We start from the raw sequence: 16,962 nt of genomic DNA on the forward strand, positions 1-16,962 counted from the left end.
CACGGGTGCGGGGCGGGTGCGCGGACGGGTGCGCGCGGTGTCAGGCGCTGGCCTTCTCGTCCTCCAGCATTTCGCGGATCTGCTCGCGCAGCGCCGGGCTGTCCTGGTGCTTGTGCACGGAGACGGCGTGTTCGCTGGCGGCGCGGATGACCTCGTCCTCCTCACCGGTGATGGTCAGCGAGCAGTCCGTCTCGCTGGGGAACCGGCGGCAGTCGGCGACTTTCCTGGTCATGACGGCCTCCCGGGGGTTCGTTCAGTGGGCCGCACTTCCAGCGTAGGCGGTGGGGACGGCCGTCCGCCCCCCACCGCCTACGCTGCGACTTCCGTGACCTCCGCGCCCTAGGCGGCTTCCGCGCCCTTCCGGACCTCCGCGTCGACCGTCTTCTCCATCGGATCGGCGGCCAGCCCGCCGCCGACCAGCATCGCGGCGATGACCGCGACGCCCAGGATCACGTTCCCCAGCCACACCATCGTGTCGACCGGCAGGGTGTACGCGCCCACGACCCTGGCGACGCACTCGGCCAGCAGCGCCGTCCCCCACACCAGGGAGAACGTCCGCTCGGTGCGCCGGAACCGCGCGTCGCCGGCCGACAGCCGGTCCCAGGCGGCCAGCCGCACGGGGTCGCCCTTGACCACCCACGGCTTGAGCCCGGTGGTCATCAGCGGCCGCCGCCCGAACGCGGAGGCCAGCACGACGAGGCCGATGACGCTGCTCACGGCGCTGTCCTTGGCCAGCATCAGCCGGGCGTCCCCGCTGACCGTGCTGAGCAGCAGCCCCACGATGTTGACGACGAGGATGAGCGCGGCGAGCCCGTTGAGCCGGCGGTCCTTCACCAGGCCCCAGACCGTCCGCGCGGCGGGCAGCGCGCTGCTCCAGCCCAGGGACGCGACCGTGCCCATGCCGAACCCCTTGCTGAGCGCGTAGTACGCGGCCATCGGCAGGACGGCGTCCACCACCAGCGGCGCGAAGCTCTCCCAGAGGGCCCGCCCCCGCGGGACGGGGGCCGTTGACGGTACATCAGGTGCCGACGGGACCCCGGTCGCTGACGTGACGTCAGTCATATACGGCGTGGTGGTTGCCGGCGGTGCGGTGAAGGACGTGTTGCTCATGGTCGGAGGCCCCCGGGTCTGCGGTGTGTGCCCCGTAAGCCGTGCGGCTTCCGGGCGTACCTCTACCTTCGCGGTCCGCCCGGTGCCTCCGGCAGTGCCGTTGATCCACGGTCGGCCATGACTTTTGTCAGCGACCGGACATGACAGGCAGGCGTCGGCGGGCTCGGCCGCCTCCGTCCGTACGGCCGGGGCCCGTGCCGAGGACGTCCGCCACGACCGCGCCCGCCAGGCCCGTCACCTGGGCGACGAACCGCCCCCGCCGCACCCCGAGCCGGCGCAGCGCCGCCCCGTGGTCCACGGCGACGAAGACGGCGGCGGCGCAGAGCAGCGCCCGCCAGCCGGCCATCGCGGGGCGGCGCAGCGGCCGGGGCAGAGTGCCCACCGACTGGCGCAGGCGCAGGCAGTGGAAGGGGATGTGGCGCTGTTCGTCCGCCAGGATGCGGGCCGCGACGTCGGACGGCAGCGCCTGCCCGACGCCGTCGCGGACCGCCCGGTAGTAGGGGACGGCGACGAGTTCGGCGATGGTGAGGACCATCAGTTCCAGGCGCAGCCCGAACAGCCGCCGGACCCGGACGAAGATCGCGTCGCTCCAGTGGCCGTCGAGGAGCGGCGCGCCGTCGGCGGCGAGCAGCCGGGCGAGCAGGCGCGCGTGGTTCTGCTCCTCGGCGACGAACAGGCGGACGGCGGCGGCGTAGTCGGGGTCGCCCGCCCGGTCCGCCTTGCCGATCAGGTTCGCGCCGTCGCCGCTCTCGCCGACCTGGAAGCGCTGGAGGCTGCTGCGGACGGCGCGGGGCAGGCGGACGTCCTGCGTCCAGTCCGGGTCGCCGGCTTGCCGGCGCCGCTCGGCCTCGTCGGTGAAGTGCTGCACCCAGTCGGCGAAGGTGACCGGCTGTGTCGGCTCTGCCGGCTGCGCCGGTTGTACGGGCTGCGCCGGTTGTGCGGGCTGCGTCGGCTGTGCAACCGCGCCCGGCTCTGCCGTCGTGTTCCTGCCTGTGGCCGTGTTCCTGCCTGTGGCCGCGTTCGCGTCTGTGGCCGTGTTCGTGCTCGCGTGCGTGCTCGCGTTCGCGTTCGTGCTCATGGCGGTCCCCCGATGATTCGCCGCAATAGTCCGGTGATCATATGTTTTGCCCCCGCGCACGCAAGGGGTGGACGGGGTCACCCCGCCTCCCCGCCGTGCTTCCGGTGCTGCGGGCGGTGCCGCCGGGCGCCCTGGTAAACCGGCTTTATTTAGTCCGGGTAATGAGTTAAGCTAAAGAACATGTCGGACCGGGACCCCCAAGTCGATACCGCAGCAGTGAACTCCCTGCGCTCCGGTGTCATGCGCCTGTCGCGTCGGCTCAAGCACCAGCGGGTCGACGAATCGCTCAGCCCCACGGAGATGTCGGTGCTGGGCACCCTCGCCGGCTGTGGCAGCGCCACGCCGGGCGAGCTCGCCCGCAAGGAGCACGTGCAGCCCCCGTCGATGACCCGCATCGTCGCCCTGCTCGAAGCCAAGGGCCTGGTCCGGCTGGAGCCGCACCCCGAGGACCGCCGCCAGAAGGTGGTCACCCAGACCGAGCGGGCCGAGGCCATGCTCGAAGAGAGCCGCCGCAAGCGGAACGTCTGGCTCACCGAGCTCGTGGGCCGGCTCGACGAGGACGAGTGGGCGACGCTGCGCGCCGCCGCGCCCGTCCTCGAGAAACTCGCGCACCTGTAATACGCGCCAGGAGGAGGCGAACCCACTTTGAGTACGGGACACGGAGCAGACTCCGCACCCGCACCGAACAGCCACGACGACGCCACACGCAGCGCCGCCCTGAACAAGCCCGGCCGGACGACGAGTCCGGGGCGCAAGGGCGGCACCTTCAGTTCCCTCGGAATCCGCAACTACCGCCTCTTCGCCACCGGCCAGGTCGTCTCCAACACCGGCACCTGGATGCAGCGCATCGCGCAGGACTGGCTGGTCCTCAGCCTCACCGGCTCGTCCGCCGCCGTCGGCATCACCACGGCCCTGCAGTTCCTGCCCATGCTGTTCCTCGGGCTCTACGGCGGCGTCATCGCCGACCGCTACCCCAAGCGCAGGCTGCTGATCGCCACCCAGACGGCCATGGGCGTCACCGGCCTCGCGCTCGCCGTCCTCACCCTCTCCGGGCACGTGCAGGTCTGGCACGTGTACCTGACCGCGTTCGCGCTCGGCCTCGTCACCGTGGTGGACAACCCCGCCCGCCAGGCCTTCGTCGTGGAGATGGTCGGCCCCGCCGACCTGCGCAACGCCGTCAGCCTCAACTCCGCCAACTTCCAGTCCGCGCGCCTGGTCGGCCCCGCCGTCGCCGGTGTGCTGATCACCGCCGTGGGCAGCGGCTGGGCATTCCTCCTCAACGGCCTGTCCTTCGTCGCGCCCGTCGCCGGACTGCTGCTGATGCGCACCTCCGAGCTCCACAAGGTCGAGCCCGCGCCGCGCGGCAAGGGCCAGCTCAGAGAGGGCCTGCGCTACGTGGCCGGGCGGCCGGACCTCGTCTGGCCGATCGTCCTCGTCGGCTTCATCGGCACCTTCGGCTTCAACTTCCCGATCTGGCTCACGGCCTTCGTCAACGACGTCTTCCACGGCGGCGCCGGCACCTACGGCCTGCTCAACACCCTGATGGCGGCCGGCTCCCTGGTGGGCGCCCTGCTCGCCGCGCGCCGGGGCAGCTCGCGGCTGCGGCTCCTCGTCGGCGCCGCCCTGCTCTTCGGCCTGCTGGAGATCACGGCGGCCCTCGCGCCCTCGTTCTGGGTCTTCGCGGCGCTCCTCGCACCGATCGGGATGTTCGGCCTGACGATCAACGTGACCGCCAACTCCAGCGTGCAGCTGGCCACGGATCCCGCGATGCGCGGGCGTGTCATGAGCCTGTTCATGATGGTGTTCATGGGCGGCACGCCCCTCGGCGCCCCGCTGGTCGGCTGGGTGACCGACGCCTACGGCGCCCGCGTCGGCTTCCTCGCCGGCGGCGCGGTCGCCACGCTCGCGGCGGCCGGGGTGGGCCTGGCCCTGGCCCGGGTCGGCGGCCTGCGCCTGAAGATCGACCTACGGCGCGGCCACCCGCACGTCGCCTTTGTCCCCCGCGAGCCGGCACCGGCGGAGGGGCTGGCGACGGCGGCGTAGCCGGGGACCCCTGGGGGCCCCTGCCGCTGCCCCCGGCTCAGGCCGGGGGCGGGGCCCGTCCCGTCCGGCCCCCCGGGCACCGCATCCGTAAACCCCTGCCCAAAGGGGAGACTGGTCCTATGCGACTCTTCGCCGCTGTCCTGCCGCCCGAGGCGGCCGTCGTCGAGCTGACGGACGCCACCGCGTCCCTGCGCGGGCTGCCCGGTGCGGAGGGGCTGCGCTGGACCGAACCGTCCGGCTGGCACTTCACGCTCGCCTTCCTCGGCGAGGTCGATCCGGAGCTGCTGCCGGAGCTCACCGAGCGGCTGGGGCGCGCCGCCCACCGCCACGCGCCGCACGAACTGCGCTTCGCCGGCGGCGGGCGGTTCGGGGACCGGGTGCTGTGGGTCGGGGCCGACGGCGAGCGGACGATCCTGCGCGATCTGGCCCGCTCGGCCGCGGCCGGGGCGCGCCGGGCGGGCGTCGCCGTCGACACCACGCACGACTTCCGGCCCCACCTCACCCTCGCCCGCGCCGCGGGCCCGGTGAACCTCCGGCCGTACGCCGAGAGCCTGGCCGGCTTCAGCGGCACGCCCTGGACCGTGGAGCGGCTGGAGCTCATGCGGAGCCGGCTTCCGGGCGGCGGCGTTCCCGGGGAGCGCCCCCGTTACGAGACGGTGGCCGCCTGGGAGCTGGGCGGGTAGCGGCCGGCGGGCGAGCCCCGGCGGCCGGGCCACCACCCGCCGCCCGTTACGCTCGATGCGTGGACCCGAAGACCAGAAACCGCATCATGACCGCCGCGCTCGCCGCGATGCTCGTCGTCGTCGCCGTGGTGGCGGCGGTGAAGTGACCCCGTAAGCGGTGCGCGAAGGCTCCCGCGGGGGCCTTCGGGGGTTCACCCGGCGCGGCGGCTTCCCGGGGGCCGGGCCGGCGCCACGACGCCGCGCCCGCCCGGCCTGACCGCACTGACCGCGGTCCCGGGCCCCGGTCCCGGGCCTACCAGGCGAACGCCTCCGGCGACGGGCCCGGACCCGGGAAGATCTCGTCCAGCTGCGCGAGCAGCTCGCCGGACAGCTCCAGCTCGGCCGCGCGCAGGGCGGACGCGAGCTGGTCGGCCGTGCGCGGGCCGACGATGGGGCCGGTCACGCCCGGGCGGGTGAGGAGCCAGGCCAGGGCCACCTCCCCGGGTGCCAGGCCGTGCTTGTCGAGCAGGTTCTCGTACGCCTGGACCTGCTCGCGGACCTTGGTGCTGGCGAGCGCGTCGGCCGAGCGGCCGGACGCGGCGCGGGCGCTGCCGCCCTCCCGTTCCTTGCGGATGACGCCGCCGAGCAGCCCGCCGTGCAGCGGCGACCAGGGGATCACCCCGAGCCCGTACGCCTGCGCGGCCGGGACGACCTCCATCTCGGCGCGCCGCTCGGCGAGGTTGTACAGGCACTGCTCGCTGACCAGCCCGAGCGAGCCGCGGCGCCGCGCGGTCTCGTTGGCCTGGGCGATGTGCCAGCCGGCGTGGTTGGAGGAGCCCGCGTAGACGATCTTGCCCTGCTGGACGAGGACGTCGACCGCCTGCCAGATCTCCTCCCACGGCGTGGCCCGGTCGACGTGGTGGAACTGGTACAGGTCGATGTGGTCCGTCTGCAGCCTCCGCAGGCTGCCCTCGACGGCACGGCGGATGTTGACGGCGGACAGACGGTCGTGGTTCGGCCAGTCGGCGCCGTCCGGGCCCATGTTGCCGAAGACCTTGGTGCCGATGACGACCTTCTCGCGGCGGCCGCCGCCCTTGGCGAACCAGGTGCCGATGATCTCCTCGGTGCGGCCCTTGTCGTCGCCCCAGCCATAGACGTTGGCGGTGTCGAAGAAGTTGACGCCCGCGTCGAGCGCGGCGTCCATGATGGCGTGGCTGTCGGCCTCGTCCGTCTGGGGGCCGAAGTTCATCGTCCCGAGGACGATCCGGCTGACCTTGAGTCCCGTGCGTCCGAGCTGCGTGTACTCCATAGCGGACCAGCCAACGCCCTGGAGCGCACTCCAATCAAGAGGGCGGGCGTCGGACGGCGTGTCCCGCCCGGTGGCGCGTCAGGCGATGGGGAGGGGCCGCCGGGCGTCAGTCCTGCGCCGGGCTGTACGGCGCGCCCACGCCCCACGCCTGGTGCATCGCGTCGGCGAAGGCGCCGGCCAGCAGGTGTTCGCCGGCCGCGTTGGGGTGCGTGCCGTCGTAGGTGTCGCGGTCGATGTCCCAGCCCTCCGGGCGGGAGGCGAGGAGCAGCGGCGAGCCGGGCGTGCCGAGTTCGGCGACGGCCTTGCCGAGCAGCTCGTTGAAGCGCTCGCACTCGTCGGCGAAGGCCGGGTCGCCCAGGGCGCGGACGTTGCGGATGACGGGCAGCAGCACCGCCCGTATCCGCGGGTTGGCCGCCCGCGCCTCGGTGACGAAGCGGTGCACGTTCTCGGCCGTCTGCCCGGCGTCGGTGTAGAAACCCAGGTCGATCAGGCCGAGCGAGACGAGGAGGGTGTCGGCGCGGCCGGCCCGTACGGCGTCGCCGATGAGCGGGGCCATGTGCAGCCAGCCCTCGCCCCAGCCGGCGAGGTGCGCACGGGCGCGCTCGGGGAAGCCGGGTGCGCCGTAGGAGTGCGAGACGGGCGCGTCGGCGGCCGGGTCGTACAGCTCGCGGCGCGGGCCGACGATCTTGTACGGGCCGCCGTGGGTCGCGTTGAGGTGCTGCCACATGCGGTAGCGCCATGTGTGGTCACCGGCGCTACCGATGGTCATCGAGTCGCCGACGAACATGATCCGCATGGGTACATCATCGCGGATCGTGGGGCGGGTGGGACACACGAGGTGCGTGTGCGGGGCGCGCCCGCCCGAGCAGGGCTTTTCTCCGGCAAATCAAAGTGAATTATTTTTTGTATAAAATAAAACGTGGTGGTGCGGCCCGGAGGCGGGAAGGCGGAATCCGCCCCGCCGAACAACGGGCGGGGCGGAATCCGTCAGGGTGTCACCTCACCGGCTCGCGCCGGATCAGCGGTCCGTGTGGCCGTAGCTCACGACCCGGCCGTGGCCGGAGCAGTCGCCTCTGAAGATCCAGTAGCCCTTGCCCACCCAGGCGCCGTACAGGTAGGTGCCGTCGGAACACCGGGTCCACGACTGGGACTGGCCGTAGTCGACGCGACAGTTGGCCGTCCACACGGTCCCGGTGTTCCTGTAGTTGTCACAGGACGAGACGTGCGGCGCCGGTGCTGCCGAAGCGGCCGAGGCCCCCACCAGACCGGTGCCGGCCGCCATGATCGAACCCACGGCTGCGTAGGCCAGGCGGCGCTTGATGCGCTTCATAGACTTCCCTCCCTGGAACTGATTGCCGTTCGAACGAGAACCTAACGGGAGATCGCGCGAACGGCAGTGCGGTAATTCGCCAATGAGTTCTTATTGGTTGGTGCTTTTCGGCCGCGGGTCTGGCGAATATTCACCGTGTTTGCAGAGGTGTCGGGGACGGGGCGCAGATCAGGGCGGCGCGCGGGAAAGCGGGGGTGTCGCGTTCCGGGCGGGTGGCGCGCGCCGGTCGTACCGGCGCCCCGGCGGGGCCGCCCAGTACCGCGCTCGCCGCGACCGCGTCGGCGTCGCCCGACCCCGTCGCACGCGGCCGGATGGCAGGCTTGGAGCCATGCGTCCACGCCCGATCCTCGCCGCTCTCGCCGCCGCCGCGCTCGCCGTGCTGCCCGCCGCGCCGGCCCTGGCCGACGGCGACGACGCCGCCGCACAGCGGGCCGCCACCGCGCAGCGGGCCGCCGCCGACGGCGCGGCCGCCTTCACCATCGAGGACCCGCGGATAAAGGAGTCCAGCGGGCTGGCGGCCAGCCGCACCCACCCCGGCGTGTACTGGACGCACAACGACAGCGACGACGGCCCGTACGTCTACGCCGTGGACAGCCGCACCGGCCGCACCGTCGCCACCGTCACCCTCTCCGGGATCGAGACCCGCGACGTGGAGGCCATCTCCCTCGGCCCGGACGGCTCCCTCTACGTCGGCGACATCGGGGACAACTTCGGCGGACGCTGGAAGGAAGTGTGGATCTACCGCTTCGCCGAGCCGAAGACCCTCAAGGACACCACCGTCACCCCCACCCGCTACACCGTCCGCTACGAGGACGGGCCGCGCGACGCCGAGTCGCTGATGGTGCATCCGAAGACCGGGCGCGTCTACATCGTCAGCAAGAAGCGCTCGGGCCCGGGCGCCCTGTACGCGGCCCCGGAGAAGCTGTCCGCCTCCGGCGTCAACGTCTTCCGGAAGACCGCGGACATCGACACGTGGGCCACGGACGGCGCCTTCTCCCCGGACGGGACCCGGCTTGTCGTCCGCGGCTACTTCGACGCGATCGAGTACCGCTGGCGCGACGGCCGCCCCGAGGAGATCGGCCGCCCGAGCGTGCCGCTGCAGCGCCAGGGGGAGTCCGTCACCTTCGCCCCGGACGGCCGGACCCTCATGTACGGGACGGAGGGCAAGCGCAGTTCCGTGCAACCGGTCGTCCTGCAGGGCGACCTCCTGCCGGACGCGGCGGCGAAGCAGCGGGACGACGCGAAGGGCGGCGGCGCCTCCCGCGGCGGCCCGGACGGCGGCGACGGCGACGACCGGACCCGCACCATCGCCCTCGGCGCGGGCACGCTCGCCGTGGCGGCGGTCCTCGTCCTGGGGGTGCGGAGGGTGGTCCGGCGGCGGTGAGGCGCGCGGGCGGGAGAGGGAAGGCGGGTGACGGGGCCGCCCGCCCCGGGCGGGCGGCCCCTCCTCGTCAGAGGCGCTCGATCACGTAGTCGACGCAGGCCGTCAGGGCCGCCACGTCCGCCGGGTCGATCGCCGGGAACATCGCGACGCGCAGCTGGTTGCGGCCCAGCTTGCGGTACGGCTCGGTGTCCACGATGCCGTTGGCGCGCAGGACCTTGGCGACGGCCGCCGCGTCCACGTCCTCGGAGAAGTCGATCGTGCCGATGACGGCCGACCGCTTGGCCGGGTCGGTCACGAACGGCGTCGCGTGGTCGGAGGCCTCGGCCCAGCCGTACAGCGTGCGGGCCGACGTCGCGGTGCGGCGCACCGCCCAGTCCAGGCCGCCCTGGCCGTTGATCCACTTCAGCTGCTGGTCGAGCAGGAAGAGGGTGGAGAGGGCCGGGGTGTTGTACGTCTGGTTCTTCAGGGAGTTGTCGATCGCGGTCGGCAGGGAGAAGAACTCGGGGATGTGCCGCCCGGAGGCGTGCACGCGCGCCGCCCGCTCCAGGGCCGCGGGCGAGAAGACGGCGATCCACAGGCCGCCCTCGGAGGCGAAGGACTTCTGCGGGGCGAAGTAGTAGACGTCGGTCTCGGCGATGTCGACGGGCAGGCCGCCCGCGCCTGACGTGGCGTCCACCAGGACGAGTGCGCCCTCGTCGGCTCCCTCGACGCGCTTGAGGGGCGCGGCCACACCGGTGGAGGTCTCGTTGTGGGTGAAGGCGTAGGCGTCGACGCCCGCCTCCGCCTTCGGCTCCGGGTGCGTGCCGGGCTCGGACGAGATGACGGTCGGCTCCTCCAGCCACGGCGCGAGCTTCGCGGCCTTGGCGAACTTGGAGGAGAACTCGCCGAAGACGAGGTGCTGCGACCTGGTCTCGATGAGGCCGTGCGTCGCGACGTCCCAGAAGGCGGTGGAGCCGCCGTTGCCCAGGATCACCTCGTAGCCCTCGGGCAGGGAGAAGAGTTCGCGCACGCCGTCGCGCACCTGGCCGACCAGGTTCTTGACCGGTGCCTGGCGGTGGGACGTGCCGAGCAGAGAGGTTCCGGTGGCAGCCAGCGCGGCGAGCGCTTCCGTACGCACCTTGGACGGGCCCGCGCCGAAGCGACCGTCGGCGGGCTTGATGTCAGCGGGAATCTGGATATCAGCCACGTGGGCAGCCTAGTGCGTGCGGTGTTCGCGATCAGTAAAACGTCCGTTCGGTGAGACGGTGGAACCAGGGGCTCCGGGGCACTATGGGGGGTATGGCTGATCTTGTGGAGAGTGATGCTGACCACGAAGAGCCGGACGAAGAGCCGAATGGCGAGCTGCACGAAGCACTGCACGAAGACGTGCCCGGAGCGCTGAAGGAAGCCCTCCGCAAGGCCGTGCGGGGCGAGGTCCGCTTCGGCGCCGGCGCCCGCGCGCTGATGACCATGGACGCCTCGAACTACCGCCGCGTGCCCCTCGGCGTCGTGGCCCCGCGCGACGCCGCCGACGTCGCGGCCGCCCTCGCCGTCTGCCGCGAGCACGGCGTGCCGGTCGTCGCCCGCGGCGGGGGCACCTCGATCGCCGGGCAGGCGACGGGCACCGGCGTGGTGCTGGACTTCACCCGCCACATGAACGCGATCACGGCGATCGACCCGGAGACCCGTACGGCCGTCGTCCAGCCGGGCGTCGTCCTCGACGCGCTCCGCTCCGCGGCGGGCGCGCACGGGCTGACGTTCGGCCCCGACCCGTCCACGCACGGCCGGTGCACCCTCGGCGGCATGATCGGCAACAACGCGTGCGGGGCGCACTCCGTGGCCTGGGGGACGACCGCCGACAACGTCCGCGAGCTGGACGTGCTGACGTACAGCGGGGAGCGGGCGCGGCTCTCCCGCGGGTACGACGGCCTGTCGCCCCGGCTCGCCGCGGGTCTGCGCGGCCTGGCCGAGAGCGAACTCGCGCTGCTGCGCACCAGGTTCCCCGACCTTCCGCGGCGCATCTCCGGATACGCGCTGGACGCCCTGCTTCCGGAACGGGGCGCCGACGTGGCCCGCGCCTTCACCGGCAGCGAAGGCACGCTCGGGGTGCTGACGGAGGCCGCCGTACGGCTGGTCGAGGCGCCGCGGGCGCGCGTCCTGGCGGTGCTGGGGTACGCCGACGAGAGCGACGCCGCCGACGCCGCCCATCTGCTGCTGCCGCACCGCCCGTTGACGGTCGAGGGCATGGCCGCCGACCTGGTCGGCCCCGCCTCGGCGGCCGGTCTGCCCCGGGGCACGGCCTGGCTGTTCGTCGAGACCGGCGGCGACACGGCCGCCGAGGCCCGGGCGCGCGCCGAGGAGATCGCCCGGGCGGCCGCCCCCGCCGCCACCGGCCGCACGATCGTCGCGGACGCGGCCGGGCAGCGCGCCCTGTGGCGCATCCGCGACGACGCCGCCGGCACCGCCACCCGCCTGCCCGACGGCACCGAGGCGTGGCCCGGCTGGGAGGACTGCGCGGTCCCGCCCGCCCGGCTCGGCGCCTACCTGCGCGACTTCCGCGCCCTCCTGCGCCGCTACGGGCTGCACGGCGCGCCCTACGGCCACTTCGGCGACGGCTGCATCCACGTGCGCATCGACTTCGGCCTGACCCGCCCGGACGGCGTGCGGCGCTTCCGCGACTTCTCCGGCGACGCCGCCGACCTGGTCGTCGCGCACGGCGGCTCCCTGTCCGGCGAGCACGGCGACGGGCAGGCGCGGGCGGAACTCCTGCCGAAGATGTACGGACCCGAGGTCGTCCGCCTCTTCGAACGCTTCAAGGACCTCTGGGACCCCGACGGCGGCCTCAACCCCGGCATCCTCGCCCGCCCCCGCAAACTGGACGAGAACCTCCGCTTCGACGCGCTCCCGGGCCGCCCGGTGCCGGTCGTCTTCGCCTACCCCGCGGACGGCGAGGGCGGCGGCGACTTCGCGGGGGCCGTGCGGCGGTGCGTCGGCGTCGCCAAGTGCCGTGAGACGGAGGTGGTTCCGGGCGCGGCGGGCGTGATGTGCCCCTCCTACCGGGTGACGCGCGAGGAGCAGCACTCCACGCGCGGCCGGGCCCGCCTGCTGCACGAGATGCTGGCGGGCGAGGTCGTCACGGACGGCTGGCGCTCGGAGGAGGTCCGCGAGGCGCTCGACCTGTGCCTGGCGTGCAAGGGATGCCGCAGCGACTGCCCGGTGGGCGTCGACATGGCCACGTACAAGGCGGAGTTCCTCCACCACCACTACGCGGGACGGGTGCGGCCCGCCGCCCACTACGCGATGGGGTGGCTGCCGGTGTGGCTCCGGGGGGTGACGGCGCTCCGGGCGACCGGGGCGGCCAACCGGCTGGCGGGGACGGCGCCGGTCGCCGCGGCGGCGAAGCGGCTCGGAGGGCTCGCCCGGGAACGGGATCTTCCGCAGCTTGCGGGGGAGCCGTTCACGCGGTGGTGGCGGGGGCGGGGGGATGTGCGGTGCGACGGGTGGGCTCGTGGCCCGGGTGCCGGGTCGGGCGAGGGCCCCGGCGGCGGACCGGTCGGCGGGGTTGCGTCTTCGGCCGCCGGGCTGCCGGCTGCCGGTCCCGGCACGGGCGACGACGCGGCCGCAGGCACAGCTACCGGCCCTGGCCCTGGCTCCGGCCCTGGCTCTGGCTCCGGGCCTGGCTCTGGCTCCGGGCCTGGCTTCGGCTCCGGCCCTGGCCCTGGCTCCGGGCCTGGCCCTGGCTTCGGCTCCGGCCGTGGCTTCGGCTCCGGGCCTGGCTCCGGCGCCGCCGGTCCGGGCTCCGCTTCTCCCGGCGGTGCCCGGGCGCCCGGCAACGGCCCCGGCGGTAACCGGTCCGGTTCCGGGGAACCGGTGGGCGGGCGGGAGGAGTACCGCGCCGCGGGCGCGGATCTCGTGCTCTGGCCCGACACGTTCACCAACTTCCTCTCCCCGGAGGTCGGCCGCGCCGCCGTGGCGGTCCTGGAGAGCGCCGGGCTGCGTGTCGCCGTCCCACCGAAGGCGCCCTGTTGCGGCCTCACCTGGGTCTCCACCGGACAACTCGACCGTGCCCGCAAGGAGATGCGCCGTACCCTCGGCCTCATGGCTCCGGCGCTCGCCGCCGGCCTGCCCGTCACCGTGCTGGAGCCCAGCTGCGCCGCCTCGCTCCGTACGGACCTCCCCGAGCTGCTTCCCGGCGACCCGCGGGCGCGCCGACTGGCGGCGTCCATCCGCACCTTCGCGCAGACCCTCGAAGAGCTCGCCCCGCACTGGCGGCCGCCCCGCCTGGACCGCCACGTGGCCGGCCAGACCCACTGCCACCAGCACGCGGTCCTCGGCGACGCCGCCGAACGCCGCCTCCGCGTGCGCGCCGGACTCGTGGGCGCGCTGAGCGGCGGATGCTGCGGCCTGGCCGGGAACTTCGGGTTCGAAGCGGGCCATTACGAGGTGTCCGTGGCGTGCGCGGAAGAGCAGTTGCTGCCCGCTCTGCGGCAGGCCGCCGGCCAGGACGCACAGGTGGAGGTCCTGGCCGACGGGTTCTCCTGCCGTACGCAGATCACCCAGCTCGCGGGCGGCGACGGCACGCGCGCCCGCCACCTGGCCGAGGTGCTCGCCGAGGCCCTCACCACCGCCCGTCCGCACAACTGACCGAAAAATAAAGGCAAGCACGCTTGATTGTTTTCCCGGGCGCTGTCACGCTCTGTCCGTCCTGACGAACTCCCGAGGGAGCGGCACACAGTGACAGACCCCGAACCCTTACGCCCGCTGCGGATCGGCAACGCCTCCGGCTTCTACGGCGACCGCTTCGGCGCCCTCCGCGAGATGCTGACCGGCGGCCCCCTCGACGTCCTCACCGGCGACTACCTGGCCGAGCTGACCATGCTCATCCTCGGCCGCGACCGCCTCAAGGACCCCGCCCGCGGCTACGCCGGGACCTTCCTCCGCCAGCTCGAGGAGAGCCTCGGCCTCGCCGCCGACCGCAGCGTGAAGATCGTCGCCAATGCGGGCGGACTCAACCCCGGCGGCCTCGCCCGCGAGATCCGCGCCCTCGCCCGCCGCGTCGGCGCCGACGTGCGCGTCGCCCACGTCGAGGGCGACGACCTGCTGCAGGAGCGGGAGTGGGGCCCGGACGTCCTCACGGCCAACGCCTACCTCGGCGGCGCCGGCATCGCCGCCTGCCTGCGCGCGGGCGCGGACATCGTCGTCACCGGCCGCGTCACCGACGCCGCGCTCGTCACCGGCCCCGCCGCCGCCCACTTCGGCTGGCTCGCCGGGGACCTGGACCGGCTGGCCGGCGCGGTCGTCGCCGGGCACGTCCTGGAGTGCGGCACGCAGGCCACGGGCGGCAACTACTCCTTCTTCACCGAGCACGACGTCCGCCGCCCCGGCTTCCCGCTCGCCGAGATCCACGCCGACGGCTCGGCCGTCATCACCAAGCACCCTGGCACGGGCGGCGCCGTCACCGTGGGCACGGTCACCGCCCAGCTCCTGTACGAGACGGGCGGCCCGCGCTACCTGGGCCCCGACGTGACCGCCCGCCTGGACACCGTCCGGCTGGCGCAGGACGGCCCGGACCGCGTACGGATCAGCGGCGTGCGCGGCGAGGCCCCGCCGGCCACGCTCAAGGTCGGGCTCACGCGCGTGGGCGGCTGGCGCAACGAGGTCGTGTTCGTGCTGACGGGCCTCGACGTGGAGGCCAAGGCCGCCCTCGTACGGGCGCAGATGGAGGACGCGCTGGGCGAGCGCCCGCCCGCCGAGGTCCGGTGGACCCTCGCGCGCACGGACCACGCCGATGCGGAGGTGCAGGAGGAGGCGAGCGCCCTGCTGCGGCTCGTCGTGCGCGACCCCGACCCCGAGGCGGTCGGCCGCGCCGTCAGCGGCGCGGCCGTCGAGCTGGCCCTGGCCAGCTACCCCGGCTTCCACGTCACGGCGCCGCCGGGCCGCGGCTCCCCGTACGGCGTGTTCGAGGCCGCGGCGGTCGACGCGTACGCCGTCCGGCACACGGCGGTGCTGCCGGACGGGACGCGGCTGCGGGTGCCCGCCGTACCCGCGGCCGCGGAGGGGGAGCCCCCGCCCGAGCCCCCCGTGCTGCCCGAGCCGCTGCCGCGCGGTCCCGTCCGGCGCGCCCCGCTCGGCCTCGTCGCCGGGGCGCGCAGCGGCGACAAGGGCGGCTCGGCCAACGTGGGCGTGTGGGTGCGCACGGACGCGGCGTGGCGCTGGCTGGCCCACGAGCTCACCGGAGCGCGGTTCCGCCGGCTCCTGCCGGAGACCGCCCGGCTCCCCGTCACCCGCCACGTCTACCCGGGCCTGCGCGCCCTCAACTTCACCGTCGGCGGGCTCCTCGGCGCCGGCGTCGCCTCCCAGGCCCGCTTCGACCCGCAGGCCAAGGCCCTGGGCGAGTGGCTGCGCGCCCGGCACATGGACATACCGGAGGTGCTGCTGTGACGGCGCTGGTCTCTCGGCTCGACACGTCGGGCGAGGAGTACGCCGCCCACCGGACGGCGATGCTGGAACGGCTCGACGCGCTCGCGGCGGAGCACGCGCGGGCCCTGGCCGGGGGCGGGGAGAAGTACGTCGCCCGGCACCGGGCGCGGGGCAAGCTCCTCGCACGCGAACGGGTGGAGCTGCTCATCGACCCGGACACGCCGTTCCTGGAGCTCTCGCCCCTGGCCGGGTGGGGGAGCGACCACACGGTGGGCGCCTCGCTCGTCACCGGCATCGGGGTGGTCGAGGGCGTCGAATGCGTCATCACGGCCAACGACCCCACCGTGCGCGGCGGGGCCAGCAACCCCTGGACCCTGAAGAAGGCCCTGCGGGCGAACGAGATCGCGTTCGCCAACCGGCTGCCCGTCGTCTCGCTCGTCGAGTCCGGCGGCGCCGACCTGCCGAGCCAGAAGGAGATCTTCATCCCCGGAGGCGGGCTGTTCCGGGACCTGACCCGGCTGTCGGCCGCCGGGATCCCCACCGTGGCCGTGGTGTTCGGCAATTCGACGGCCGGGGGCGCGTACGTCCCCGGCATGTCGGATCACGTGATCATGGTGGAGGGGCGGTCGAAGGTGTTCCTCGGCGGGCCGCCGCTGGTGAAGATGGCCACGGGGGAGGAGAGCGACGACGAGTCGCTGGGCGGTGCGGAGATGCACGCGCGCGTGTCCGGTCTCGCCGACCACTTCGCCGTCGACGAGCTCGACGCGTTGCGTTCGGCGCGGCGTGTGGTTTCGCGGCTCAACTGGCGCAAGGCGCACGCTGATCCGGGCGTCGGCGAGCCGCCTCTTTATAACGAGGAGGAGCTGCTCGGCATCGTGCCGGGTGATCTGAAGGTGCCCTTCGATCCCCGCGAAGTCATCGCCCGCGTGGTGGACGGGTCGGACTTCGACGAGTTCAAGGCGCGGTACGGGAGCAGCCTGGTCACCGGGTGGGCTCGTCTTCACGGGTATCCCGTGGGGATCCTCGCCAATGCGCAAGGTGTTCTCTTCAGCGAGGAGTCGCAGAAGGCCGCGCAGTTCATCCAGCTGGCCAATCAGCGCGACGTGCCGCTCGTCTTCCTGCACAACACCACCGGGTACATGGTCGGGCAGGCCTACGAGCAGGGCGGCATCATCAAACACGGCGCGATGATGATCAATGCGGTGGCGAACTCCAGGGTTCCCCACCTGTCGGTGCTCATGGGGGCCTCCTACGGGGCCGGGCACTACGGCATGTGCGGCCGGGCCTTCGACCCCCGGTTCCTCTTCGCGTGGCCCAGCGCCAAGGCCGCCGTCATGGGACCGCAGCAGCTCGCCGGGGTCCTGTCGATCGTCGCCCGCACGTCGGCGCAGGCCAAGGGGCTGGCGTACGACGAAGAAGCCGACGCCGCGCTGCGGGCCATGGTCGAGCAGCAGATCGAGTCGGAGTCCCTGCCCGCGTTCCTCTCCGGGCGGCTCTACGACGACGGCGTCATCGACCCGCGGGACACGCGGACCGTGCTGGGGATGTGCCTGTCGGCGATCCATACGGCGCCGGTCGAGGGCGTGCGGGGTGGGTTCGGGGTCTTTCGGATGTGAGGGTGAGAGTGAGGGTGAGGGGGATGATCGC

14 protein-coding genes are annotated in these 16,962 nt (G+C 73.6%); 7 read left to right on the forward strand and 7 right to left on the reverse strand.

Going from position 1 to position 16,962, the window contains the following annotated elements; genetic code table 11:
* Positions 1 to 40: 40 nt before the first annotated feature.
* The 3 genes from NQU55_RS05170 to NQU55_RS05180 all read right to left on the reverse strand — a co-directional run bounded on the left by NQU55_RS05170 (position 41) and on the right by NQU55_RS05180 (position 2,188).
* Positions 41 to 232: a DUF1059 domain-containing protein gene (locus NQU55_RS05170; protein ID WP_168090689.1), complete on the reverse strand. Its 192-nt coding sequence runs from the start codon at positions 230 to 232 to the stop codon at positions 41 to 43.
* Positions 233 to 339: 107 nt separating this feature from the next.
* Positions 340 to 1,062, reverse strand: coding sequence for a VC0807 family protein (locus NQU55_RS05175; RefSeq protein WP_168090690.1), 723 nt, complete (start codon positions 1,060 to 1,062; stop codon positions 340 to 342).
* A 175-nt stretch (positions 1,063 to 1,237) separates the two neighbouring features.
* Entirely contained in the window at positions 1,238 to 2,188 is a 951-nt protein-coding gene (locus NQU55_RS05180; RefSeq protein WP_240976061.1) for a ferritin-like domain-containing protein, read from the reverse strand.
* A 180-nt stretch (positions 2,189 to 2,368) separates the two neighbouring features.
* Here NQU55_RS05180 and NQU55_RS05185 point away from each other — a divergent pair, with 180 nt between their 5' ends.
* The 3 genes from NQU55_RS05185 to thpR all read left to right on the forward strand — a co-directional run bounded on the left by NQU55_RS05185 (position 2,369) and on the right by thpR (position 4,914).
* Entirely contained in the window at positions 2,369 to 2,806 is a 438-nt protein-coding gene (locus NQU55_RS05185; protein ID WP_168090691.1) for a MarR family winged helix-turn-helix transcriptional regulator, read from the forward strand.
* Positions 2,807 to 2,833: 27 nt separating this feature from the next.
* Positions 2,834 to 4,231: an MFS transporter gene (locus NQU55_RS05190; protein WP_168090692.1), complete on the forward strand. Its 1,398-nt coding sequence runs from the start codon at positions 2,834 to 2,836 to the stop codon at positions 4,229 to 4,231.
* Positions 4,232 to 4,350: 119 nt separating this feature from the next.
* Positions 4,351 to 4,914 carry an RNA 2',3'-cyclic phosphodiesterase gene (gene thpR, locus NQU55_RS05195; protein WP_168090693.1) on the forward strand — a complete coding sequence of 188 codons (564 nt, stop codon included), beginning with the start codon at positions 4,351 to 4,353 and terminating at the stop codon, positions 4,912 to 4,914.
* A 292-nt stretch (positions 4,915 to 5,206) separates the two neighbouring features.
* On the opposite strand, the gene NQU55_RS05200 is transcribed toward thpR, so the two are convergent.
* The 3 genes from NQU55_RS05200 to NQU55_RS05210 all read right to left on the reverse strand — a co-directional run bounded on the left by NQU55_RS05200 (position 5,207) and on the right by NQU55_RS05210 (position 7,532).
* Positions 5,207 to 6,202 (reverse strand): aldo/keto reductase, encoded by a 996-nt coding sequence (locus tag NQU55_RS05200; RefSeq protein ID WP_168090694.1) that lies wholly within the window; start codon positions 6,200 to 6,202, stop codon positions 5,207 to 5,209.
* Positions 6,203 to 6,308: 106 nt separating this feature from the next.
* On the reverse strand, positions 6,309 to 6,998 hold the full coding sequence (locus NQU55_RS05205) for a GDSL-type esterase/lipase family protein (RefSeq protein WP_240976062.1): 690 nt from the start codon (positions 6,996 to 6,998) through the stop codon (positions 6,309 to 6,311).
* A gap of 222 nt (positions 6,999 to 7,220) precedes the next feature.
* A complete protein-coding gene (locus tag NQU55_RS05210) occupies positions 7,221 to 7,532 on the reverse strand; it encodes a hypothetical protein (protein WP_240976063.1) in 312 nt (103 codons plus the stop codon).
* Positions 7,533 to 7,860: 328 nt separating this feature from the next.
* Here NQU55_RS05210 and NQU55_RS05215 point away from each other — a divergent pair, with 328 nt between their 5' ends.
* Positions 7,861 to 8,916 carry an esterase-like activity of phytase family protein gene (locus NQU55_RS05215; RefSeq protein WP_168090695.1) on the forward strand — a complete coding sequence of 352 codons (1,056 nt, stop codon included), beginning with the start codon at positions 7,861 to 7,863 and terminating at the stop codon, positions 8,914 to 8,916.
* Positions 8,917 to 8,983: 67 nt separating this feature from the next.
* Here the strand turns inward: NQU55_RS05215 and serC are convergent, their stop codons facing one another.
* Entirely contained in the window at positions 8,984 to 10,102 is a 1,119-nt protein-coding gene (serC, locus tag NQU55_RS05220) for a phosphoserine transaminase (RefSeq protein WP_168090696.1), read from the reverse strand.
* A gap of 263 nt (positions 10,103 to 10,365) precedes the next feature.
* On the opposite strand from serC, the gene NQU55_RS05225 reads away from it, so the two are divergent.
* The 3 genes from NQU55_RS05225 (at position 10,366) to NQU55_RS05235 (ending at position 16,931) form a co-directional block, all read left to right on the forward strand.
* Positions 10,366 to 13,539 carry an FAD-binding and (Fe-S)-binding domain-containing protein gene (locus NQU55_RS05225; protein WP_372504640.1) on the forward strand — a complete coding sequence of 1,058 codons (3,174 nt, stop codon included), beginning with the start codon at positions 10,366 to 10,368 and terminating at the stop codon, positions 13,537 to 13,539.
* Between the two features lie 90 nt (positions 13,540 to 13,629).
* Positions 13,630 to 15,336, forward strand: coding sequence for an acyclic terpene utilization AtuA family protein (locus NQU55_RS05230; RefSeq protein ID WP_168090698.1), 1,707 nt, complete (start codon positions 13,630 to 13,632; stop codon positions 15,334 to 15,336).
* On the forward strand, positions 15,333 to 16,931 hold the full coding sequence (locus NQU55_RS05235) for an acyl-CoA carboxylase subunit beta (RefSeq protein ID WP_168090699.1): 1,599 nt from the start codon (positions 15,333 to 15,335) through the stop codon (positions 16,929 to 16,931). The genes NQU55_RS05230 and NQU55_RS05235 overlap by 4 nt, the downstream gene beginning before the upstream one ends.
* Positions 16,932 to 16,962: the final 31 nt, after the last annotated feature.

The organism is Streptomyces telluris (assembly GCF_024519335.1).
Taxonomy (GTDB): domain Bacteria; phylum Actinomycetota; class Actinomycetes; order Streptomycetales; family Streptomycetaceae; genus Streptomyces; species Streptomyces telluris.